The sequence below is a fragment of the Saccharococcus thermophilus genome (genome assembly GCF_011761475.1).
Taxonomy (GTDB): Bacteria; Bacillota; Bacilli; order Bacillales; family Anoxybacillaceae; genus Saccharococcus; species Saccharococcus thermophilus.
The window spans coordinates 2,601,417-2,624,683 of sequence record NZ_JAASRS010000001.1 but is presented as its reverse complement, the minus strand read 5'-3'; the positions used below and the strand labels follow the sequence as shown (position 1 = coordinate 2,624,683).

The following is a 23,267-nucleotide window of genomic DNA, read 5'->3' as shown; positions in this document are numbered from 1 at the left end:
GAATGAATAGGGAACTAGTTTCCTCCACACAGGAGACTGAATATTCAGTCTCCTGTGTGGAAAGGGAGAATCCCCCTATTTTGTTTATTTACAGTATTTGGTTAATGATAACGTTCTTCAAACATTCGCTCGAGGGCTTCCTGTGCTTCGGCAAATCCTCGCAACTTTCGCCCTGCCCATTTCTCATTAAAATCTTGAATGGTCAAATATACGATTTTTTCAGCGGCTTCTAAACTATTCAAACTGTTCATCGGCTTTAGACGTTTCCGAATCTCCTTGATCGTTCGTTCAATGGCATTCGTCGTGTAAATCACACTTCGAATACTGCTTGGATAATCCATAAATGTAAGGAGGACATCCAACTCATTGGCCCAAGATTGAACTTCTCTCGGATACTTGCTTGACCATTTCGACTCAAACTGTTGAAACATCTGTAACGCCATCTCCTTATTCGGCGCGCGATAAATCAGCCTGAGATCCTCGGCCACTTCAAATTGGTCTTTTTTCCGAACACGATGGAGCGTGTTACGGACTTTGTGAACGACACAACGCTGCACATCGGCTTTCGGATAAACCGCCTTAAAGGCTTCCTCCAACCCTGGTAGTCCATCGAATATGCCCAGAAGCACTTCCTTGGCGCCTCTTTGGTAGAGGTGTTGAAGAATTTCCTGCCATACATAGGCGCTTTCTTGTCCTCCCACAAAGAAATCAAGAATTTCGCGATATCCTTCTTCGTTCACCCCTAACACCACATAAATGACTTCTTTCTCCACGGTTTCGCGACGAAGTTTTACGTATAAACCATCCAAATATAAGACGGAATAACGCTTGTGCAGTGGACGAGTGTGCCATTTCTCGATGTCTTCCTTCACGACATCGGTAATACGGCTGATCGTCGCAGGAGAATAGGTGCTTCCTAGAATTCGTTCGATAAACTTGCCAATTTCCCGTGTACTCATGCCACTTTGGTACATCCTAATGATTGCTTCCTCCAGCCAGCCGGTGTGCCGTTGGTAAGGGGCAAACAACTGTGTTTGAAATTCTCCGTTTCGGTCTCTAGGGACCAAAAGACCTTCAATCCGGCCATATTGCGTATCTAGATTTCGTTGATAGTAGCCGTTTCTCATATTTGATGTTCCGGCCTGTTCTATTTCGAGGAAATTCTTGATTTCTTCCCGCATGATCAGTTCTAATTTTTCCTTTACAAACTGACGAATGACACTTTCCAGTTGATTTGCCCAGTCGACATTCGGTATACTTTTAGACATAGGTAGGGTTCTCCTTTCTCTGGAATGTTTGGGTTCAATCAGAGAATACCCTACCTTTTTTATTTTGATCTAGTAAAATGCTTTACACAAAATTTTATACATCATCTGAGTAACGTCACAACATTTTTCTTCTTTTTTTTATATAGTGGAACAGAAAGGTGTTGTTGAAAGAGGTTTTATGATGATGGAATTTTGATCACCGGTTTGGTTATTATCGATAAAGGTCTCGTTTGTTTCTGGAGTAATGGTTGTGCTTCTTGGCATCATCACGGCTAAGTGGATGGCGCGCCGCCATTTAAAGGAAAAATCGTCATTGTGTGCGACAGTGTTTAAATCTTATTGAAAGGAGAAAGCGGAATGGAGGAAAAAAAACCGTCGACCGTTGTCGACCGCTGGAACCGTCCGCTTCGCGATTTGCGCATTTCGGTAACGGACCAGTGCAATTTCCGCTGCGTATATTGCATGCCGGCGGAAATATTCGGACCCAATTTTCGCTTTTTGCGTGAAGACGAATTATTAACGATCGAGGAAATGGTGCTGCTTGCCGAAAGTTTTGCGGAACTTGGGGTGGAAAAAATTCGTATCACAGGGGGAGAACCGCTGTTAAGACGCGATTTGGACTTATTCGTAGAACGGTTGACGCACATTCCCGGCATTCACGATATCGCTCTTACGACGAATGGGATTCATTTAGTGAAATGGGCGAAACGTTTGAAAGAAGCGGGACTAAAGCGCGTCAATGTCAGCTTGGATGCGTTAGATGACGAAGTATTTAAAAAGATGAACGGTGTTGGGGTCGGGGTCAAGCCGGTGCTAAAAGGGATCGAAGCAGCGCGGGAAGCCGGGCTTGGCGTTAAAGTGAACATGGTCGTCAAAAAAGGAATGAACGACTCGCAAATCATTCCGATGGCAAACTATTTTAAAGAACAAGGCATTACCCTCCGCTTTATTGAATATATGGACGTCGGCACGACAAACGGTTGGGATTTTTCCCATGTCGTTACGAAAAAAGAAATGTATGAACTCCTGCAGCAAATGCATCCGCTTGAGCCGGTGGAAAAAGCCTACTTCGGCGAGGTGGCAAACCGCTACCGCTATGTTGGCACGAACGTGGAAGTCGGTTTTATCTCCTCGGTGACGGAATCGTTTTGCAGCAGCTGCACCCGGGCGCGCATTTCCGCCGATGGTACGCTGTATACGTGCTTGTTTGCGACAAGCGGTGTTTCGTTAAAAGAAAAACTGCGTTCTGGGGCAGATAAAGAGGAAATCAAGAAAGTGATTTCATCCACATGGAACATGCGGACAGACCGTTACTCGGATGAACGGACGGAGCAAACGGCAAAAACGCGGAAGAAAATTGAAATGTCTTATATTGGCGGATAAGTAAACTGGACCGTTTCCTTCGAGTGGAACGGTCCAGTGTTTTTAGTTTATTGAGACGTTTCGGCCGATGGCTCTGCTTCCGCGAGGACGCGCGGGAATAACACGTTATTTTCCAAATGGATATGTTTAAATAAATCTTCTTCAAGCGCTTCTAATCGGTTGTAGACAAGACGGTACGTCCGGCATGCATCTTCCGGCGGGGTAAAGTCATTCGTAATCTCACGAATCGTTTTGATGATGTCGCCAGCAACGTCATGTTCATTGACAAGTTCGCGAATCACTTGTTTCATCGTTTCTCTGTTTTCTGGAGTCGGAGTTTCTTCAAATTGCAAAATAAGCGGAAAAGCGTAAGTTTCTTCTTTCACCGTATGCTGTTCCAGTTCGGTTTTCAGCTCGTTAAACAGCTTATGAACTTGCGCAAGATGCGGATGGTGCATTCCGTGGACGCGCAGCACTTTTGTGACGTAAGGGCTGAGCTGCGGCAGTTCTTCCGCCAAGTAACGATGATGTTTTCCGATAATATGATCGATCAGCTCGCGATAAGAAGCTTCCTTCCAATTTCTATCGACTTTTTCGTGCGATTGGGCATAAAGCGCGTTCAGCTCTTCTAAAATCGCTTCTCCGTCCAAACCGCGCTCTTTTATTGCTTCCTGCAATGGGCGCTGCCCGCCGCAGCAAAAATCAATTCTATATGATTTGAAAAGATCGCTTGCTTTTGGAAATTGTGCTACGATGTCCCCGATGAGCGATTGTTCTGTAAACCATTTTTCCATGGCTGATACCTCCATCTTAATCAATCGTTACAACTTAAGCATATTTCTTTTCTCTTTTGCATGTCGTGATGTACATCACATAAGGGAAGAAATTTTGAACAAATTGTGTTAGGAAAGAAATGAAACGGATAAATGTGATGAACATCACGACTAGCTTTGATTCATTTCCGTACAATGAAAATAAGAAAAAAGGAAAGAAGGGATGGGGATGTTTCGGCTGTTGAAGGCTGAACAGTTGGAAAGCGAAAATCGACAGTTAAAAAGCCGTTTGGAAGAAGCAAAGAAGCAGCTTGCCGAAAAGGAAGAAATGATGCAGGAGTTGATTGATGATTTGTTTGCAGAACTCGGCGCAGCGATTCAGCAGCATGAGTTCGTCAACAGCCAGCATCATGCTTTAGGCGAATTAGTTGAAAGAATAAAGGAAAAGGTTGATAATGTCAATGCATTAAGCAAATCTTCACGCGAAACTTCCGATCATCAGCAGTACGGATGAACCAATAAAAACTTGCTTTCTTTGGCAGTCTGCTTGCTCTTCTAAATATAAAAAAGTAAAATAATGGATATTATGGGTAGCTATTAAATGAGAAAGGGAGAGAAAAGCATGTTGGAAAAGCGAACTCCGATTCCGGTAACGGAAGCGATCAAAAGGGTCATGAAATATGCGCGGGAAGGGGAAGCGGAAACGGTTCGGCTTGAGGAAGCATACGGTCGGTATTTGGCCGAAGAATTGCGCGCCGATCATGACGTTCCACCGTTTGACCGCTCTCCATATGACGGTTTTGCCATCCGCGCTGCGGACTCCGCGCAGGCGAAGCTGGACAATCCGGTGGAATTTGAAGTGATTGAGACAATTGGAGCGGGACAGATGGCGACAAAAGCGGTGAAACCGTTTCAGGCGGTGCGCATCATGACAGGGGCGCCAATTCCCGATGGATGCGACGCGGTTGTCATGTTGGAGCTAGCCAAACAATATGAGCGGGATGGCAAAACGTATATGTCGATCAAACGTCCGTTTCGTCCGGGAGATAATATTTCATTTCAAGGGGAGGATGCGAAAAAGGGCGATGCGCTTGTTCCAAAAGGCACGCGGATCAACCCCGGCGTGCAGGCGCTATTAGCGACATTTGGATATGCCGAGGTAAAAGTGGCACGTAAGCCGCGCATCGGCATTTTTGCGACAGGAAGCGAGCTTTTGGATGTATCCGATCCGCCTGTGCCAGGAAAAATCCGCAACAGCAACGCGTATATGATTCAGGCGCAAGTGGTCCGCAACGGCGCGGAGCCAGTTTATTTCGGCAAATTAATGGACGATCTGGATGCTTGTTTTGCCGCGATCCAATCCGCGCTCGATCAAGTGGATATGTTGATTACAACAGGAGGAGTTTCTGTCGGGGATTATGATTATTTGCCGATCATTTATGAACGTCTCGGCGCTGAAGTGCTGTTCAATAAAGTGGCGATGCGCCCGGGCAGCGTAACGACGGTTGCGCATCTTGACGGCAAGCTATTATTCGGGCTGTCGGGCAATCCGTCCGCCTGCTATGTCGGCTATGAACTGTTTGTACGCCCGGTCGTACGGACGCGGCTATTTTCCGCGAAACCGTATTTGAAAAAAGCAACGGCTACGTTAATGGCAGACTTTCCAAAGCCAAATCCGTTTACCCGCTTTGTCAGAAGTTACGTAGCGGTCGAAGACGGACGGTTAACGGTGGTGCCGGTTGGCATGGATAAATCGAATATTGTCACATCATTGGCGAAAGCGAACGCGCTGATGGTGCTTCCAAGGGGGACGCGCGGGTTTGCCAAAGGAAATACCGTCGAGGTGTGGTTGCTAGAAGACGAAGAAGGGAGCGACATATGAACGTCTGGCAAGTAGTCGGCTATAAAAACAGCGGCAAAACGACGCTGATGGAAAAATGGGTAAAAATCGCTTCTTCCGAAGGATACCGTGTTGGAACGATCAAACATCACGGGCACGGCGGCGAGCCGGAAAGACGATATGCGACTACTGACTCAGAGCGCCACGAACGGGCCGGGGCGGTTTGCGTGTCGGTAGAGGGAGGCGGATTGCTACAGATTCACGCCCGGCAGTCATCATGGTCGCTCGCGCAAATTTTATCGTTCTATCAGCTGTTGCCGCTTGATTTTGTCCTTGTCGAGGGTTACAAAAGCGAACGATATCCAAAAGTAGTAATGGTGCGAAACGAAGAGGACTGAGATTCGCTTTCCCAGCTGGCGAACATTATTGCCGTTATTACGTGGCAACCTTTTTTGCAGCCATCCTTTCTTTCCTATCCTTTCTTTTCTATTGATAACGAAGAAAGTTATTTACGTTGGTTGATGGATGAGGTGAGAAAGCACGAATGAATGAACGGCTTTTTGTCATTACGGACAAGCCGATTTCCGTGGAAGAAGTGATCCAAAAAGTGATGCGTCCAGAAGCCGGCGCGGTGGCCACATTCATTGGCACGGTGCGCGAATGGACGAAGGGAAAGCGGACGTTATTTTTGCAATATGAGGCATATGTGTCGATGGCAGAAAAAATGCTCGCACAAATCGGTGCGGAAATTCGTGAAAAGTGGCCGGAAGCAAAAGTCGCGATTATCCATCGAATCGGCAGGCTGGATATCGGAGAGGCCGCAGTCGTCATCGCCATATCATCGCCGCACCGCAATGACGCATATGAGGCGAATCGGTATGCGATTGAGCGCATTAAACAAATTGTTCCGATTTGGAAAAAGGAACACTGGGAAGATGGAACGGAGTGGGTCGGCAATCAATTAGAGACAAAATCGTATCCGGCAGGAAAGCCGGAAGAGGAGGATTTGCGATGATTACACTGCTCTTTTTCGCCCACTTGCAGGAGGCGGTTGGCGAAGAACGCGTCTTCTTGCCTCATTTTCCGAAAACGGTAAAAGAATTAAAGGAAGAAGTAAAGCAACGTTACCATATTAGCCTAAAACAAGTGATGGTCGCGGTCAATGAGGAATATGCCCGCGATGAGCAAACGCTTCAGCCTGGCGATATTGTCGCCTTTATTCCACCGGTAAGCGGAGGATGAGAAATGGATAGTTCCGAAACAACACGGTGCCTGGGCGATGTTGATTGTCCCATTTTTGTTAGGCACCTATGCAGGAAGATTTACATGGCTTCATGTCCCGCTATTTGTCGACTGTTTTTTTCTGTACTTAGCGACATACCAGTTAATTAATGGCGATCAAATCAAAGCGCTGCTTTTTTTTCTTTTTGCGATGATTGTTCTTTACTCATAAAAACGAGGTGCGCATGTTGACGCACCTCGTTTTTTAATAGCTTATAGCGATGATGACTCCTTTCTCCCTTTCCCTTCATTTCGAGGAGGGAGGCTTTTTAAAAAATATCAAAAAATATTCTAAAAATAATTAAATATACATTTGATTTTATTTTTATACAGTATTATAATGGTTACTACACAAAGTACAATTTGTCTGAGGAGGAGCGTCATGAATATCGCCATTATTGGTGCAACCGGATACGGTGGCGCGGAATTGCTAAGGTTTTTACGCAACCATCCTCATGTGCGCCGTTGTTATCTTTATTCATCTTCGCAAGAAGGAATTCATCTTTCGGAAAGCTTCGCGCACGTCGGTGAAATCGACGATGCGATTTTGAAAAAGATAGATGTCGAGCAAATTGCCGATGAATGCGAGGTCGTCTTTTTCGCCACTCCGCCGGGAGTTTCTAGTACACTCGCGCCCGCGTTCATCGACCAAGGAGCGAAAGTAATTGACTTATCGGGTGATTTTCGCTTAAAAGACGGGGCGGTATACGAAGCGTGGTACAAGCGGCAGGCGTCTTCCGATCATTATTTACAGCAGGCGGTATACGGGCTAACAGAGTGGAATAAGCCAAACATCCGAAAGGCACGGCTTCTTTCCAACCCGGGATGCTACCCAACGGCGACATTGCTTGGCTTGGCGCCGATCGTCAAAGAACAGCTCATCGAAGAAGATTCGATTATCGTCGATGCAAAATCGGGAGTATCGGGAGCGGGACGAAAGGCGTCATTGAACACCCATTTTTCCGAAGTGAACGAAAACGTCAAAATTTATAAAGTAAATTCGCATCAGCATATTCCAGAAATCGAGCAAATGTTGCAAGCGTGGAATGAACGCATTCAACCAATTACGTTCAGCACGCATTTAATTCCGATGACAAGGGGAATTATGGCGACGATTTACGCAAAAGCAAAGCACCCCCTGTCGGTAGATAGGTTGGTAGATTTATATAAAACGAGTTATAAAGATTCCATGTTTGTCCGCATTCGTAAGCCTGGGCAATTTCCATCGACGAAAGAAGTATATGGTTCCAACTATTGCGATATTGGCGTTGCTTATGATGAACGGACAGGAAGAATTACCGTCGTTTCCGTCATTGACAACCTTGTCAAAGGGGCGGCGGGGCAGGCGATTCAAAATTTGAACGTGATGATGGGCTGGAACGAAGAAAGCGGACTTACGTACATGCCGATTTATCCGTAAGGAAGGAGAGCAAGCGATGGAGATTGCAAAACAAGAAGCAAAGGTGGTTTTCATAGGCGAAGGCACGGTAGTAACACCAAAGGGATTTAAAGCGGCTGGGGTACATGCCGGCTTGCGTTATACGAAAAAAGATTTGGGCGTTATTTTATGCGAAGTGCCGGCATCTTGCGCCGCCGTTTATACGCAGAACCATTTTCAAGCGGCGCCGCTCAAAGTGACGCAGCAAAGCATCTCCGTAGAGCAAAAGCTGCAGGCGGTGGTTGTCAATAGCGCTTGCGCCAATGCGTGCACGGGTCAGCAAGGATTAAAAGATGCTTATGAAATGAGAGAACTATGCGCTCGGCAATTCGGCATTGCCCCGCATCATGTCGCTGTCGCTTCCACTGGCGTTATCGGGGAATTGTTGCCGATGGAAAAAATCCGCGAAGGAATTAAAAAGTTGCAGCCAGGAGATTCGCTTGGCCATGCCGAGGCGTTTCAAACCGCGATTTTAACAACGGATACGGTGATGAAAAAAGCGTGCTACCAAACGGCGATCGACGGGAAAATCGTAACGATCGCCGGAGCGGCAAAAGGATCGGGAATGATCCATCCGAACATGGCGACGATGCTGGCGTTTATCACCACCGATGCCAATATTTCTTCGCCGCTATTGCAAGAAGCGCTTCGTTCGGTTACGGATGTGTCATTCAATCAAATTACGGTAGATGGCGATACGTCCACGAACGATATGGTCATTGTGATGGCGAGCAGGCTTGCCGGAAATAAGGAATTAACGCTGAATCATCCAGAATGGAAAAATTTTTATGAAGCGCTGAAAAAAACATGCGAGGATTTAGCGAAGCAAATCGCCAAAGACGGCGAAGGGGCGACGAAGTTAATTGAAGTGCGTGTGAACGGGGCGAAAACGGATGAGGATGCGAAAAAAATCGCTAAACAAATCGTTGGCTCCAATTTAGTAAAAACGGCGGTTTACGGCGCTGACGCAAACTGGGGAAGAATTATTTGTGCGATCGGCTACGCAGGAGCAATGGTGAATCCGGACAATGTTGATATTGCGATTGGACCGATTTTGATGCTAAAAGGAAGCGAACCGCAGCCGTTTTCCGAGGAAGAAGCGAGCGCCTATTTGCAAAATGATATGATTGTTATTGAGGTGGATCTGCATCTAGGCAGCGGCAAAGGAGTTGCCTGGGGATGCGATTTAACGTATGACTACGTGAAAATTAATGCAAGCTATCGCACTTGACAAGGGGAGAGAAAGATGGGAAAGACGGTTGTCATTAAATGCGGCGGCAGCGTATTAAGTGATTTGTCTTCAGCGTTTTTTGCTAGTTTGCAAGCGATGTATGCACAAGGCATGAATATTGTTCTCGTTCATGGCGGCGGACCAGAGATCGGGCAGATGTTAAAGCGGCTCCAAGTTCATAGTGAATTTGTGAACGGCTTGCGCAAAACGACAAAGGAAGTATTGGAAGTTGTGGAAATGGTTTTGGCGGGAAAAGTGAATAAACAGCTTGTCGCACTCTTGCAGCAACATGGCTTGCCGGCCGTCGGTGTTTCCGGCGTCGATGCCGGGCTGCTCGAAGCGGCGCCAATCGATTTCATGAAGCTTGGCTACGTTGGCGAAGTGGTCGATGTTAACGCCACTTTTATTCATCACTTGTTGCAGTTGCGTTATATTCCGGTTATTTCGCCGCTTGGCGCGGATAAGGACGGACAAAAATACAATATTAACGCCGATACGGCGGCGGGAGCGGTGGCAAAGGCGATCAAAGCAACACAGCTTTTGTTCGTGACAGACGTTCCAGGAATATTGCGGGACGGTGCAGTCGTCGAGAGGGCGACGGTCGAGGCGATTGAACAGATGATCAAAGACGGCGTGATCACAGGCGGGATGATTCCGAAGGTAAAAGCAGCGCTAGCCGCGCTATCAGAATCGCTGCATGAAGTGATGATCGTCAGCGGGAAAGCATCTTTTTATAAAAATGGAAATTGGTACGGAACGACGATTCAAAGCGAAGTGGGGGTATATTAATGGGAGCGCTATTTCCGACATATAACCGTTGGAACATTTGTGTACAATCGGCCGAAGGAACAACGATTACCGATATAAATGGGAAGCAATATTTAGATTTTGTTTCCGGAATTGCGGTTTGCAACCTCGGGCATCGCCATCCGGCCGTACAAAAAGCGATCGAAGCGCAGCTGAATCAATTTTGGCATGTATCGAATTTATTTACGATTCCACTGCAAGAAGAAGTGGCGCAGCTTCTTACGGCAAACAGCTGCGGCGACTATGTATTTTTCTGCAATAGCGGCGCGGAGGCGAACGAAGCAGCGCTGAAGCTGGCGCGCAAACACACGGGGCGCCATAAAGTCATCACCTTTCAGCAGTCGTTTCACGGACGGACGTTCGCCACGATGGCGGCTACCGGCCAGGAAAAAGTGCATAAAGGATTCGGCCCGCTTTTGCCGGAATTTGTTCATCTGCCGTTTAACGATGTGGAGGCACTCGAAAGAGAAATGAACGAAGAGGTCGCCGCGGTCCTAGTGGAAATCGTGCAAGGAGAAGGCGGAGTCAGACCGGCGGATCCATCGTTTCTCCAAAAAGCGGCTGAACTTTGCCAGCAATACGGCACCTTATTCATTGTCGATGAAGTGCAAACCGGCATCGGCCGCACCGGCAAACCGTTTGCCTATCAATATTTTGATATCGAACCGGATATTATTACGACCGCGAAAGGGTTAGGCAGCGGCATCCCGGTCGGCGCGATGATCGGCAAAGCGTTTTTGAAAGATACGTTCAGTGCCGGGGTGCACGGTTCGACGTTTGGCGGCAATCCGATTGCGATGGCAGCCGCGAAAGCAACGTTAGAAATCATTTTCCAGCCGGACTTTTTGCAAGATGTCCATGAAAAGGGAACATACTTTTTAGCGCAGCTTCAAGAAGCGCTCGGGGAATTGGAGTTCGTGAAAGAAGTGCGGGGGCTTGGTTTATTAGTTGGCATTGAATGCCATGGGGAGATTGCGAATTTGCTTCCAGCCATTCATGAAAACGGGCTGCTTGTCCTATCAGCAGGACCAAATGTCATCCGCTTGCTGCCACCGTTGATCGTGACAAAGGAACAATTGGATCAAGCGGTGCAGATCGTGAAACAAACAATACAAAAAGCGGGAGTCGCAGCGGCGAAATGATCGCCAGCTGCATCTTTCTCTCTATAAATGAATAAAAATTCCATCATATAAATAAAAATTCGATTATGAGGTGTCATGAATGAAAGCGTATTTGCATTTAGCAAACGGAAAGACGTTTACCGGACAATTGGAATCTCCGCTGCCCAATGGGGAAGTAAGCGGGGAGATCGTCTTTTTCACCGGCATGACCGGCTATCAAGAAGTATTGACCGATCCTTCTTATAAAAATCAAATCATTGTGTTTACGTACCCGCTCATCGGAAATTACGGAATTAATGCCGGCGATTTTGAAAGCAAGCGGCCGCATGTGCAGGCGGTTGTGGTCTATGAAGCGAGCAGCCAAGGATATCATTACGAAGCGAAGTATAGCTTAAAAGAATATTTGCAACAATGGAATATCCCGTTATTCACCCATGTCGATACGCGCGCATTAGTGAAAGAAATCCGCAATGAAGGAACGATGATGGCAAAGTTGACGGTATCACCGTCGTGCACGTTAATGCCTGCTGAAAATTTATTTCCGGTCCGCGATGTATCGACGCCAAACATCGAAACGTACGGAGACGGCCAGCCGCATCTCGTGTTAATCGATTTCGGCTACAAAAAATCGATTTTACAGTCTCTTGTCACACGCGGATGCAAAGTAACGGTCGTTCCTTACCATACTTCGCCGCAAGCAGTCGAATCGCTAAAGCCGGACGGCATCGTTTTATCCAACGGCCCGGGCGACCCGAAACAGCTTTCTCATCATTTAGCCAACATCCGGCAACTCATCGACCGTTATCCGACGCTGGCGATTTGTCTTGGCCACCAGCTAGTGGCGCTTTCCTACGGGGCGGACACGGAAAAGCTCCGCTTCGGGCATCGGGGGGCCAATCAGCCTGTCTTTGATGCGGTGAAACAAAAAGTGTTTATGACTTCGCAAAACCATAGTTATGTCGTCAACAAAGATAGTTTGGCGAACACCCCGTTTCATATTCGCTTTACCAATGTCAATGACGGTTCTGTCGAAGGCATGGTGCACCGCCATAAACCGATTTTATCGGTGCAATACCATCCGGAGGCGCACCCAGGCCCTGGCGATACGGATCATATTTTTGACGAGTTTCTACAAACGGTGGTAAAGGGAGAGAAAGTCTATGCCTAAAGATACATCACTGCAGTCGATTCTTATCATCGGATCCGGTCCGATTGTCATTGGCCAGGCCGCGGAGTTTGATTATTCCGGCACGCAAGCGTGCATTGCCTTAAAAGAAGAAGGATACCGCGTCATTTTAGTAAATAATAATCCGGCGACGATTATGACCGATGACGTCCATGCTGATGCCGTTTACTTTGAGCCGCTGACAGTCGACAGCGTCGAGGCGGTAATCGCCAAAGAACGTCCTGACGGGCTGCTTGCGACGTTCGGCGGACAGACGGGATTAAACTTAGCGTTTCAGCTTCATGAAGCAGGAATTTTAGAAAAATATGGGGTGAAGCTGCTCGGAACGCCGATTGAAGCGATTAAAAGAGGGGAAGACCGCGAAGCGTTTCGCTCCTTGATGTATGAATTAGGCGAACCTGTTCCGGAAAGCGAAATTATAACCAATATCGACGAAGCGGTCGCATTTGCCGAAAAAATCGGATTTCCGATCATTATTCGTCCTGCGTACACGCTCGGCGGAACTGGCGGCGGCATTGCCGAAAATATGGAGCAATTTGTGGCGCTCGTTGAAAAAGGGCTGGCGGAAAGTCCGATTACGCAATGTTTGATTGAGCGGAGCGTCTCCGGGTTTAAAGAAATCGAATATGAAGTGATGCGTGATCATACCGATACGTGCATTACTGTCTGCAATATGGAAAATGTCGATCCTGTCGGCATCCATACGGGAGATTCGATCGTCGTCGCCCCATCGCAGACGCTGACGGACGAGGAATATCAAATGCTTCGCTCCGCGGCGATTAAAATTATTTCCGCGCTTGGCATTATTGGAGGCTGTAACATTCAATTTGCCCTCGACCCGTTCAGCAAGCGCTATTACTTGATTGAAGTCAATCCGCGCGTCAGCCGTTCCTCGGCGCTTGCTTCCAAGGCGACCGGATACCCGATCGCCCGCATTGCCGCCAAATTGGCCGTCGGCTATACGTTGGCGGAGCTGTTGAACCCGGTAACAAAAACGACATACGCCAGCTTTGAACCAGCGCTCGATTACGTCGTCGTAAAATTTCCGCGCCTGCCGTTTGACAAATTTCCGCTTGCGGACCGCCAGCTCGGCACGCAGATGAAAGCGACCGGAGAAGTGATGGCGATCGACCGCAACATGGAACGCGCATTTCAAAAAGCGGTTTATTCGCTAGAAGGCAAAAATAACGGCCTGTATTTGCCGGAGCTTGCCGAAAAAACAGAGGCGGAACTGAAACAGCTGCTTGTAAACAGGGATGACCGCCGTTTCTTTGCCATCTTGGAGCTGTTCCGACGCGGGGAAACGATCGATGCCGTCTATGCGCTAACGAAAATCGACCGCTTCTTTTTGCATTCGTTTTATCAGCTCATCGAATTGGAAAAGAAAGCGAAAGAGACAAATCTTGACGAAATTGACGAAGCGACGTTCCGCCTTTTGAAGGAAAAAGGCTTTGCGGATGCGTTTTTAGCGGAAGCGTGGGGCGTGAAGGAGCAAGACGTGAGGGAAAAGCGAAAACAGCTCGGCATCCTTCCAGCCTATAAAATGGTTGATACGTGTGCCGCCGAATTTCGTTCGGAAACGGATTATTATTATTCCACTTATTTCGGCGAGGACGAACGGAAAAAAAGCGATAGGGAAAAGGTGCTGATTATTGGCGCCGGACCGATTCGCATCGGCCAAGGAATCGAGTTTGACTACAGCTCTGTCCACAGCGTCTATGCGCTTCAAGAAGAAGGATATGAAACGGTGCTAATGAACAACAATCCGGAAACGGTCAGCACCGATTTTGCGGTGGCGGACCGGCTTTATTTCGAACCACTGACGCTAGAAGACGTGTTAAACGTCATTGAAGCGGAACAAATCAATAAAGTGATCGTTCAATTTGGCGGACAGACGGCCATCAATTTGGTGAAAGGGTTGGAGGAAGCCAATGTCTCGCTTCTTGGCGTTACGTACGATGTCATTGACCAGTTGGAAGATCGTGACCGTTTTTATCAGCTGTTAGAAGAACTCGACATTCCGCACGTGCCGGGGATGATGGCCAATAACGAAACAGAGCTGCTTGCCAATGCGGAAAAAATTGGCTATCCGATCCTGCTTCGTCCTTCCTATGTTATTGGCGGCAGAGGAATGTTTATTGTCAAAGACGAACAGCAGTTAGCAACGCTGTTAGCGCAAGGGATGATTGCGTATCCGTTGCTGATTGATGCGTATTTAGATGGAAAAGAAGCGGAAGTCGATGTGGTGACCGATGGTAATGATATTTTGCTGCCAACTATTATAGAACATGTCGAAAAAGCAGGGGTGCATTCCGGAGACAGCTATGCATGGCTGCCGGCCCAAACGCTGACAAAAGAAGAGCAGAACAACATGATCACTTATGCGGCAAAAATCGCGAAAAAGCTGCAATTTAAAGGGATTATGAACATCCAATATGTCATTGCCAACGGGCAAGTCTATGTTCTCGAAGTCAATCCGCGCGCAAGCCGGACCGTACCGATTGTCAGCAAGGCAACGGGGATTCCGCTCGCGCAAATTGCGACAAAATTATTGCTTGGGAAATGTTTAAACGATGTTGTTGGCGAAAAACAGCGGCGTTTGGCGAACTTGCCGTATATCGTTTTGAAGTATCCGGTATTTTCAACATATAAATTACCAGGGGTTGACCCTCTTGTCGGTCCGGAAATGAAATCGACCGGTGAAGGAATCAGCATTGCAGCGACAAAAGAGGAAGCAGCGGCAAAAGCTTTTTATTCGTATTTAGTGAAAAAGCGCGAGGCGCGAGAAATTTATGTAAATGGACAAATAGACGAACCATTGCTTGAGCAGATAAAAGGAAAACAATTAACCATTGTTTCTGACGTGCCGTTTTCCGAATGGGTAAAACGAAAAGAAGCACTGGCGTTTTTCGATTTGCAAAAAGATGAAACAAGTTTTGAACATCGAACGATTGCGTTGTCCCGCCAAATCATGGTGTTTACTGAAAAAGAAACATTTGCTCTCTTTTTGCAAGCGATCGGCGTGAATTCGTTTACGGTTTCGTCGATTCAAGAGTGGCTTGAAAAGAAAAAACAAATGGAGAAAGCGGTGATCATATGAACAAAGTCGTTTCCCTAAAAGGAAAAGATTTTTTAACATTGATGGATATTTCGACAGAAGATATTCATTATTTACTGACGCTTGCAGCGCAATTAAAAGAAAAGCAGCTTGTCGGACAATCTTATACTCCGCTTGTCGGAAAAACGTTGGCGATGATTTTTGAAAAGCCATCGACGCGCACGAGAGTATCGTTTGAAGTCGGCATGATTCAGCTTGGCGGAAGCGCGCTTTATTTAAACAGCAATGATTTGCAGCTCGGACGCGGCGAAACGATCGCCGACACTGCAAGAGTGCTGTCACAATATGTGGATGCGATTATGATTCGTACGTTTGCCCATAGTAAAATAGAGGAGCTCGCTCAATACGCGACGATTCCGGTGATTAACGGATTGACAGACGATGATCATCCGTGCCAGGCGCTTGCCGACTTATTGACGATTTATGAAGTAAAGAAGATGTTCAAAGGATTGAAACTTGCTTATGTCGGCGACGGAAACAATGTCGCTCACGCGCTGATGATAGCCGCTGCCAAAGTCGGCATGGACTGCACCATCGCTTGTCCGTCTGGCTATGAACCGAAAGAAGAGTATGTGAATGCGGCCGTGCAAATTGGAAAACAAAGCGGGGCAACCATCGCGGTGACACACGATCCAATCGAAGCCGTTGCCGATGCCGACGTTATTTATACGGACGTATGGACGAGCATGGGGCAGGAACAAGAAAGCGAGCAGCGTCTTACTGTTTTCCAGCCGTTTCAGGTAAATGATGAATTATTGAAACATGCGAAACCGGATTATATGTTTTTGCATTGCCTGCCGGCCCATCGCGGGGAAGAAGTGGCCGCGGATGTGATTGACGGGCCGAATTCATACGTATTTCAGCAGGCGGGCAATCGCCTCCATGTACAAAAAGCGATTTTAGTTTCTTTATTATAAAGAAACAGCACCGGGAATATACTCGGTGTTTTTTATGTCACCATTATTTGCCTGGTTATGAATAAACGAGGAAGAGGGAATGATAAAAATGCACTCTGAATAAAGGGGGAATACGACAATGGGTCAACCACGCCATTTTAAACCAGGCGATAAAGCGCCAAACAACGGAGTATACATCGAAATTGGCGAAACAGGAGATAATGTCAAAAATCCGAAAAAGGTCAAGCTCAACGCAGGAGATGCGTTTCCAGAAACATCGAATCAAAATCGTCATTGGACATATGCGCGAAAACCGTAACGGCGATAAGCCAAGAAAGCTACTGGCTGCCAAACGTGAAAAGGATATAAAATGGGGGGGAAGATGGATTTTATGCCCTCCACAAAGCCATTCCGGTCAAGGAGTGGCTTTCTATTTGAAAAAACAAGGAGGCATTCGCTATAATATACATAAAGGTCAAAAAAGGTCAAAAAGGAGGGAAGTAGGTGAATATTCAAAAATTTACTGAAAAAGTGCAAGAGGCATTGATGACGGCCCAGTCGACCGCTGTGAAACACCATCATCAGCAACTTGATGTCGAACATTTGCTGCTGGCCTTATTGCAGCAAGAAGAAGGGCTTGCCAAAAGAATATTCACACTGTTGCGTGTTCATATAGACGCATTCACTCATGAACTGCAAGTGTTGTTAAAGAAAAAGCCAGAAGTGATAGGAGCAGGTGCGGAAAACGTTTATTTGTCTTCGCGGCTGCAGCGGGTGTTGACGAATGCGGAAAAAGAAGCGAAAGAGATGCAAGACGAATATATTTCCGTCGAACATTTGCTTCTTGCCATGGCGTCAGAAACGGGGGATATCGGCGAGCTTTTTCGCCGTTACGGCATTCAACGCTCTTCATTATGGAAAGTATTGATGGAAATAAGGGGGAATCAGCGCGTGACAAGTCCAACGCCGGAAGCTACATACGAAGCGTTAAAAAAATATGGGCGTGATTTAGTCGCGGAAGTGAAAGCGGGAAAAATCGACCCAGTAATCGGCCGCGACAGCGAAATTTGCCGCGTTATTCGCATTTTATCGCGGAAAACGAAAAACAACCCGGTATTAATCGGTGAGCCCGGGGTTGGAAAAACGGCGATTGTTGAAGGTTTAGCGCAGCGCATTGTCCGCAAAGACGTTCCCGAAGGATTAAAGGACAAAACGATTTTTGCGCTGGATATGAGCTCGCTTGTCGCGGGCGCGAAATTCCGCGGCGAATTTGAAGAGCGTTTAAAAGCGGTGTTAAACGAAATAAAGAAAAGCGAAGGACGGATTATTTTATTTATTGATGAATTGCATACGATTGTCGGCGCCGGCAGGGCGGAAGGCGCGATGGATGCGGGCAATATGCTGAAGCCGATGCTGGCGCGCGGGGAGCTGCACTGCATCGGTGCGACGACATTGGATGAATACCGGCAATATATTGAAAAAGATCCAGCGCTTGAACGCCGCTTCCAGCAAGTGCTTGTCGAAGAGCCGAGCGTGGAAGATACGATTTCGATTTTGCGCGGCTTAAAAGAGCGGTTTGAGGTCCATCATGGCGTAAAAATTCATGACCGTGCCCTCGTTGCCGCCGCGACATTGGCGGACCGCTACATTTCCGACCGCTTTTTGCCGGATAAAGCGATTGATTTAGTCGATGAGGCGTGTGCGACGATTCGTACGGAAATGGACTCGATGCCGTCGGAGTTGGATGAAGTGATGCGCCGCGTTATGCAGCTCGAAATCGAAGAAGCGGCGCTGCGAAAAGAAACGGATGAGGCGAGCAAAGAACGTCTTGAAGCGCTCACGAAGGAACTTGCGGATTTACGGGAAAAAGCAAACAGCATGAAAGCGCAATGGCAGCAAGAAAAAGAAGCGATTGGGCGTGTGCGCGACGTGCGCGAGGCGCTGGAAAAAGCCAAACGTGAGTTAGAAGAAGCAGAAAATGAATATGATTTGAACAAAGCGGCGGAACTCCGGCATGGCCGCATCCCGCAACTCGAGAAGCAATTAAAGCAATTAGAACAAGAAATGAACGAAAATAATGAAGGAAGACTGCTTCGCGAGGAAGTAACGGAAGAGGAAATCGCTGAAATCGTTTCGCGCTGGACGGGAATTCCGCTGACAAGGCTTGTCGAAGGAGAACGGGAAAAGCTGCTGCGTTTGCATGAGCTGTTGCATGAACGGGTCATCGGCCAGGACGAAGCGGTGGAACTGGTGGCCGATGCGGTGCTGCGGGCGCGTGCCGGCATTAAAGACCCAAACCGCCCGATCGGTTCGTTTATCTTTTTAGGGCCGACCGGCGTCGGAAAGACAGAATTGGCGAAAACATTGGCACAAGCATTATTTGACAGCGAAGAACAAATGATTCGCATCGATATGTCGGAGTATATGGAAAAACATGCCGTTTCCCGTTTAATCGGCGCTCCTCCAGGCTATGTCGGCTATGAAGAAGGCGGGCAGCTGACCGAAGCGGTGCGGCGCAAACCGTATTCCGTTATCTTATTAGACGAAATCGAAAAAGCGCATCCAGAAGTGTTCAATATTTTGCTGCAAATGCTCGATGACGGGCGGATCACCGATTCGCAAGGACGCACCGTTGACTTTAAAAACACGGTCGTGATTATGACGTCCAATATCGGCTCCCATTTGCTGTTAGAAGGGGTGACAGAAGGCGGAGAAATTAAAGAGGAAACGCGCGAACAAGTTTTGCAGCAGCTGCGCGCCCATTTCCGCCCAGAATTTTTAAACCGCATCGATGATATTGTTTTGTTTAAGCCGCTGACGATGAACGAAATAAAAGGAATTGTCACGAAATTTGCCAACGAATTATCCAAACGTCTCAGCGACCGCCATATTTCGCTTTCTTTGACGGATAAGGCAAAAGAATATATCGCCGAATCTGGATTTGACCCGGTCTATGGAGCGCGGCCATTGAAACGGTTTATGCAAAAGCAAATTGAAACCCCGCTCGCAAAAGAAATCATCGCCGGACGGGTGAAAGATTACAGTACGGTAGTGGTCGATTACGAAAACGGGCAAATTGTGATAAAAACGCAATCATAGCACAAGGCTGTCCTCGTTTTGGACAGCCTTGTTGTATGATGCAAGTGATTAATGATGGTGATGTTCTACCGGCTCATCCGGAATCAGGCTGGCGACAATAAAGATGAGAACGGTCACAATGACGCCCAACAATGCTCCGGTAGAAAAATTATAGGTGATTCCCTGCATGGACCCCATCACATAGGTAGCCATCTGCACTAATAGAAACGTCCAGAAAAACGTCCAAAACAGCCGCATCTTCTTTCCTCCCATCATTTCAAATTCCTTTTCTTATCTTACCACAACTTGATCACTTAGGCATATACCCATACGTTTTTTTATGTACCGCATATGGTATACTGTACAATTATGCAGCGTAAAACAAGGGTGAATATCGATATGACGGTTCAACAACGGTTTTTTCAGCTCGATGACCAATGGTGCATTCTGCATCTGCCGGAACGCCCGAATGGATTTGCTCTCTTTATTATTGGTGATACGAACCATTTTGTTAACGAACATACAAGTTTTTGGATCGAGCATCAAGGCCGCCGCTATCTTCTTGATCAGATGCTCGAATATGGTTACACGGTATTTTACTCTCATCTGTATGGCCGGCATTGGGGAAGTCCAAAAGCGGTGCGTCTGGCGAAGCAACTGATTTACTATGTATTGAAAAGTGAAATTTTAAACAATCGCATTTACATTCTTGCCGAAGGAATGGGAGCGCTCGTAGCTTTGCAGCTTCTTGAAGCGATGCCGAAACAAATCCGTGCGGTTGTGATGCTGACCCCTTGTCTCGATTTGCGCGCCCAGCTCGAATATGAGAAGGAAAATCAATTTTTTTATAAACGCATGGTAAAGGAGATTGCGCATGCCTACGACATAGAAGAAACAAACGTCGAAAAAGCGGTTCCTTCGCTGCTTCTCATCCCGCACCAAGTTCCGGTTAAAATATGGCAATTATCAGGAGTGACCCATTATCCATCGTCGCTTCATTGCCGCAAGTATGAGCAATGGATGAAAGCGACGAACGATCATGTTCTTGTTGTTTATTACTTGCCGGAAAAGAAGTACCAATTGGTACAGGCAATTGCTCAATTTTTTCATAAATATAACGAACTTCCATAAATTCCTCTATCTTCGCCAGAAGCGATAGAGGAATTATTTTAATAGATAAAAAAATAAAAGGCGCTTGCAGGCGGCGCCTTTTATTTTTTTAGCATGTCAACAATGGAAGTAATTTTTTTCATTAATGGCTTTAATTGATCAAACGAGGCGACGAGCGTATCGATATTTTGGAAAAGCTGCATAAAATCAGGACCTTGCTGTGAAGGAGCATCATGTTGCATAGATGGGCTATCGTTTGACTGGCGGGACGGTGGAAAGGAACCGAACATTAAGCGGGAAAAACGGTCTAGCGGTTTGTCCTGCTGCTTTTGCTCTTCGTGATCTGCCATCGTACTGCCCTCCCTTTTCGTTTTCCTTATTAACACTGTATGGCGGAGGCAGAGAAAGTGACTAGACAAATTACCATGTTTTTATTGCGCGCTTTTCATTTTTTCGATAAAATTAGTACCAAGTAATAATAATTGGTTATATAATTCTAAAGGAGATGTTCGGCGTGGGAGCAGGTATTATTGGAATCGGTCGGTATGTGCCGGAAAAAGTGCTAACCAACTTCGATTTAGAGAAAATGATGGATACGTCCGATGAATGGATTCGGACGCGAACGGGGATTGAAGAACGGAGAATTGCTGCAGACGACATGGACACTTCCGATATGGCCTATTTGGCGGCGAAAAAGGCATTGGAAGACGCAGGAATTGCTCCGCAAGACCTTGATTTAATTTTAGTAGCGACAGTAACTCCTGACAGAGCGTTTCCATCTGTCGCCTGCATGCTGCAGGAACGGCTTGGAGCCGTAAAAGCGGCGGCATTGGATATTAGCGCGGCGTGTGCTGGTTTTATTTATGGCATGGTCACTGCAAGCCAATTTATTGACAATGGAACGTATCGTTATATATTGATAGTTGGGGCAGAAAAACTATCCAAAATCATGGATTGGACCGATCGCAATACAGCAGTGTTATTTGGCGATGGTGCCGGAGCGGTCGTCATGGGACCTGTTTCGCAAGGCCGCGGAATTTTGTCATTTGAACTAGGAGCCGATGGAACAGGAGGAAAACATTTATATAAAGACGAATATATCGTGATGAACGGCAGGGAAGTATTTAAATTTGCCGTTCGGCAAATGGGGGAATCATGCATTAACGTTTTAGAAAAAGCAGGCCTATCGAAAAACGATGTCGATTTTCTTGTTCCGCATCAGGCGAACATTCGCATTGTTGAAGCAGCAAGACAACGCCTTGAACTGCCGGAAGAGAAAATGTCGACAACGATCCGCAAATACGGCAATACATCGGCCGCCTCGATTCCGATTTCGCTTGTGGAAGAGTTGGAAGCAGGGAAAATCAAAGAAGATGATCTTATTATTATGGTTGGATTTGGTGGAGGACTGACGTGGGGCGCAATTGCCTTGCGTTGGGGCCGATAATAGTTCAAGGATGAAAAAGGAGAGAACGAAACGATGGAAAAAAGACGAGTCGTTGTTACAGGTCTTGGGGCAGTAACCCCGCTTGGAAACGATGTGGAAACAACATGGAAAAACATCGTGGCCGGCCAGTCCGGAATCGGAATTGTTACCCGCGTCAATCCCGATGATTTTCCAGCGAAAGTAGCAGCGGAAGTAAAAGATTTTGATCCGGAAAGCTTTATAGACCGCCGCGAAGCGCGGAAAATGGACCGCTTTACGCAATATGCAGTCGCCGCTTCGTTAATGGCGGTAAAAGACGCAAAGCTCGAAATTACGGAAGAAAACGCGGCGAGAGTCGGCGTTTGGATCGGCTCAGGAATCGGCGGCATGGAAACGTTTGAGCAGCAGTTTGAAATTTTCCAAAAGCGCGGTTACCGCCGGGTCAGCCCGTTTTTTGTGCCGATGATGATCCCAGATATGGCAGCGGGGCAAGTATCTATTATTTTAGGTGCAAAAGGCATCAATTCTTGCACGGTCACCGCTTGCGCGACAGGAGCCAATTCGATCGGCGACGCGTTTAAAGTGATTCAGCGCGGCGATGCCGATGTGATGATTACCGGTGGTACGGAAGCGCCAATTACGAAAATGGCGTTTGCCGGATTTTGCGCCAACACTGCTTTATCGACGAATCCGGACCCGAAAACGGCAAGCCGCCCGTTTGATAAAAACCGGGATGGGTTTGTCATGGGCGAAGGCGCCGGCATTCTCGTATTAGAAGAACTAGAGCATGCGTTGCGCCGCGGCGCAACGATTTATGCGGAAATTGTCGGGTACGGGGCAACCGGGGATGCGTATCACATTACCGCGCCGGCCCCGGGCGGGGAAGGCGGCGTGCGTGCGATGCGCCAGGCATTGCAAGATGCGGGAATGAAGCCGGAAGATATCGATTATATTAACGCCCACGGCACAAGCACGGAATACAATGACAAATATGAAACGATGGCGATTAAAGAAGTGTTCGGCGACTATGCTTACAAACTCCCTGTCAGCTCAACGAAATCGATGACCGGCCATTTGCTTGGAGCGACCGGCGCCGTCGAGGCGATCTTTTCGATCTTGGCAATCAGAGACGGAATCATTCCGCCGACGATTAACTATGAAACTCCGGATCCAGAATGCGATTTGGACTATGTGCCAAATGTGGCAAGAAAACAGGAAGTAAACGCGGTGTTAAGCAATTCGTTTGGATTTGGCGGACATAATGCAACATTGATTTTTAGAAAATATGTAAAATGACAGTCAGGCTATCTCTCCAAACGGTGAGATAGCCTC

The 23,267-nt window shown here is 47.2% G+C and carries 21 protein-coding genes and 2 pseudogenes; 19 read left to right on the top strand and 4 right to left on the bottom strand.

Annotation, left to right across the window (positions count from 1 at the left end; translation table 11 throughout):
* Positions 1 to 101: 101 nt before the first annotated feature.
* The gene (locus BDD39_RS13635) at positions 102 to 1,268 is read right to left on the bottom strand and encodes an IS256 family transposase (protein ID WP_166907797.1); all 1,167 of its coding nucleotides are present in this window, start codon (positions 1,266 to 1,268) and stop codon (positions 102 to 104) included.
* A 357-nt stretch (positions 1,269 to 1,625) separates the two neighbouring features.
* Here BDD39_RS13635 and moaA point away from each other — a divergent pair, with 357 nt between their 5' ends.
* On the top strand, positions 1,626 to 2,651 hold the full coding sequence (gene moaA / locus BDD39_RS13630; RefSeq protein ID WP_166911487.1) for a GTP 3',8-cyclase MoaA: 1,026 nt from the start codon (positions 1,626 to 1,628) through the stop codon (positions 2,649 to 2,651).
* Positions 2,652 to 2,698: 47 nt separating this feature from the next.
* On the opposite strand, the gene ric is transcribed toward moaA, so the two are convergent.
* Complete coding sequence (ric, locus tag BDD39_RS13625) at positions 2,699 to 3,424, bottom strand: iron-sulfur cluster repair di-iron protein (protein WP_166911485.1); 726 nt, start codon at positions 3,422 to 3,424, stop codon at positions 2,699 to 2,701.
* A 208-nt stretch (positions 3,425 to 3,632) separates the two neighbouring features.
* On the opposite strand from ric, the gene BDD39_RS13620 reads away from it, so the two are divergent.
* The 15 genes and pseudogenes from BDD39_RS13620 to clpB all read left to right on the top strand — a co-directional run bounded on the left by BDD39_RS13620 (position 3,633) and on the right by clpB (position 19,420).
* Positions 3,633 to 3,917, top strand: a complete 285-nt coding sequence (locus tag BDD39_RS13620; protein WP_166911483.1) for a hypothetical protein — start codon at positions 3,633 to 3,635, stop codon at positions 3,915 to 3,917.
* A gap of 108 nt (positions 3,918 to 4,025) precedes the next feature.
* On the top strand, positions 4,026 to 5,285 hold the full coding sequence (locus BDD39_RS13615; protein WP_166911481.1) for a molybdopterin molybdotransferase MoeA: 1,260 nt from the start codon (positions 4,026 to 4,028) through the stop codon (positions 5,283 to 5,285).
* A pseudogene (mobB, locus tag BDD39_RS13610) lies at positions 5,282 to 5,791 on the top strand (molybdopterin-guanine dinucleotide biosynthesis protein B). Before BDD39_RS13615 ends, mobB begins: the two are co-directional and overlap by 4 nt.
* Positions 5,788 to 6,258: a molybdenum cofactor biosynthesis protein MoaE gene (locus BDD39_RS13605; RefSeq protein ID WP_166911479.1), complete on the top strand. Its 471-nt coding sequence runs from the start codon at positions 5,788 to 5,790 to the stop codon at positions 6,256 to 6,258. The pseudogene mobB and the gene BDD39_RS13605 overlap by 4 nt, the downstream one beginning before the upstream one ends.
* A complete protein-coding gene (gene moaD / locus BDD39_RS13600; RefSeq protein ID WP_166911477.1) occupies positions 6,255 to 6,485 on the top strand; it encodes a molybdopterin converting factor subunit 1 in 231 nt (76 codons plus the stop codon). The genes BDD39_RS13605 and moaD overlap by 4 nt, the downstream gene beginning before the upstream one ends.
* Positions 6,486 to 6,522: 37 nt before the next feature.
* A pseudogene (locus BDD39_RS16490) lies at positions 6,523 to 6,655 on the top strand (YwiC-like family protein); the annotation flags it as partial.
* 251 nt (positions 6,656 to 6,906) lie between these two features.
* The gene (gene argC / locus BDD39_RS13590; protein WP_166911473.1) at positions 6,907 to 7,944 is read left to right on the top strand and encodes an N-acetyl-gamma-glutamyl-phosphate reductase; all 1,038 of its coding nucleotides are present in this window, start codon (positions 6,907 to 6,909) and stop codon (positions 7,942 to 7,944) included.
* 16 nt (positions 7,945 to 7,960) lie between these two features.
* Positions 7,961 to 9,193 carry a bifunctional ornithine acetyltransferase/N-acetylglutamate synthase gene (gene argJ, locus BDD39_RS13585; RefSeq protein ID WP_166911471.1) on the top strand — a complete coding sequence of 411 codons (1,233 nt, stop codon included), beginning with the start codon at positions 7,961 to 7,963 and terminating at the stop codon, positions 9,191 to 9,193.
* A gap of 15 nt (positions 9,194 to 9,208) precedes the next feature.
* Complete coding sequence (gene argB, locus BDD39_RS13580) at positions 9,209 to 9,982, top strand: acetylglutamate kinase (protein ID WP_166911469.1); 774 nt, start codon at positions 9,209 to 9,211, stop codon at positions 9,980 to 9,982.
* Positions 9,982 to 11,142 carry an acetylornithine transaminase gene (locus tag BDD39_RS13575; protein WP_166911467.1) on the top strand — a complete coding sequence of 387 codons (1,161 nt, stop codon included), beginning with the start codon at positions 9,982 to 9,984 and terminating at the stop codon, positions 11,140 to 11,142. Before argB ends, BDD39_RS13575 begins: the two co-directional genes overlap by 1 nt.
* Positions 11,143 to 11,221: 79 nt before the next feature.
* Entirely contained in the window at positions 11,222 to 12,289 is a 1,068-nt protein-coding gene (locus BDD39_RS13570) for a carbamoyl phosphate synthase small subunit (protein ID WP_166911465.1), read from the top strand.
* Positions 12,282 to 15,407 (top strand): carbamoyl phosphate synthase large subunit, encoded by a 3,126-nt coding sequence (locus BDD39_RS13565; protein WP_166911463.1) that lies wholly within the window; start codon positions 12,282 to 12,284, stop codon positions 15,405 to 15,407. Before BDD39_RS13570 ends, BDD39_RS13565 begins: the two co-directional genes overlap by 8 nt.
* Positions 15,404 to 16,342: an ornithine carbamoyltransferase gene (gene argF, locus BDD39_RS13560; protein ID WP_166911461.1), complete on the top strand. Its 939-nt coding sequence runs from the start codon at positions 15,404 to 15,406 to the stop codon at positions 16,340 to 16,342. The genes BDD39_RS13565 and argF overlap by 4 nt, the downstream gene beginning before the upstream one ends.
* Before the next feature lie 118 nt (positions 16,343 to 16,460).
* Positions 16,461 to 16,640, top strand: coding sequence for a YjzC family protein (locus BDD39_RS13555; RefSeq protein WP_166911459.1), 180 nt, complete (start codon positions 16,461 to 16,463; stop codon positions 16,638 to 16,640).
* Between the two features lie 185 nt (positions 16,641 to 16,825).
* Positions 16,826 to 19,420, top strand: coding sequence for an ATP-dependent chaperone ClpB (clpB, locus tag BDD39_RS13550; protein ID WP_166911457.1), 2,595 nt, complete (start codon positions 16,826 to 16,828; stop codon positions 19,418 to 19,420).
* Positions 19,421 to 19,468: 48 nt separating this feature from the next.
* On the opposite strand, the gene BDD39_RS13545 is transcribed toward clpB, so the two are convergent.
* Positions 19,469 to 19,657 (bottom strand): YjzD family protein, encoded by a 189-nt coding sequence (locus BDD39_RS13545; RefSeq protein WP_017436329.1) that lies wholly within the window; start codon positions 19,655 to 19,657, stop codon positions 19,469 to 19,471.
* A gap of 141 nt (positions 19,658 to 19,798) precedes the next feature.
* Between BDD39_RS13545 and BDD39_RS13540 the strand changes: the two genes are divergently transcribed.
* Positions 19,799 to 20,530: an alpha/beta hydrolase family protein gene (locus BDD39_RS13540; RefSeq protein WP_166911455.1), complete on the top strand. Its 732-nt coding sequence runs from the start codon at positions 19,799 to 19,801 to the stop codon at positions 20,528 to 20,530.
* A gap of 80 nt (positions 20,531 to 20,610) precedes the next feature.
* Here the strand turns inward: BDD39_RS13540 and BDD39_RS13535 are convergent, their stop codons facing one another.
* Positions 20,611 to 20,859, bottom strand: coding sequence for a hypothetical protein (locus tag BDD39_RS13535; RefSeq protein ID WP_166911453.1), 249 nt, complete (start codon positions 20,857 to 20,859; stop codon positions 20,611 to 20,613).
* Positions 20,860 to 21,023: 164 nt separating this feature from the next.
* On the opposite strand from BDD39_RS13535, the gene BDD39_RS13530 reads away from it, so the two are divergent.
* Together BDD39_RS13530 and fabF are read left to right on the top strand one after the other, a co-directional pair.
* Entirely contained in the window at positions 21,024 to 21,956 is a 933-nt protein-coding gene (locus tag BDD39_RS13530) for a beta-ketoacyl-ACP synthase III (RefSeq protein ID WP_166911451.1), read from the top strand.
* Between the two features lie 33 nt (positions 21,957 to 21,989).
* On the top strand, positions 21,990 to 23,231 hold the full coding sequence (gene fabF, locus BDD39_RS13525) for a beta-ketoacyl-ACP synthase II (RefSeq protein ID WP_166911449.1): 1,242 nt from the start codon (positions 21,990 to 21,992) through the stop codon (positions 23,229 to 23,231).
* Positions 23,232 to 23,267: the final 36 nt, after the last annotated feature.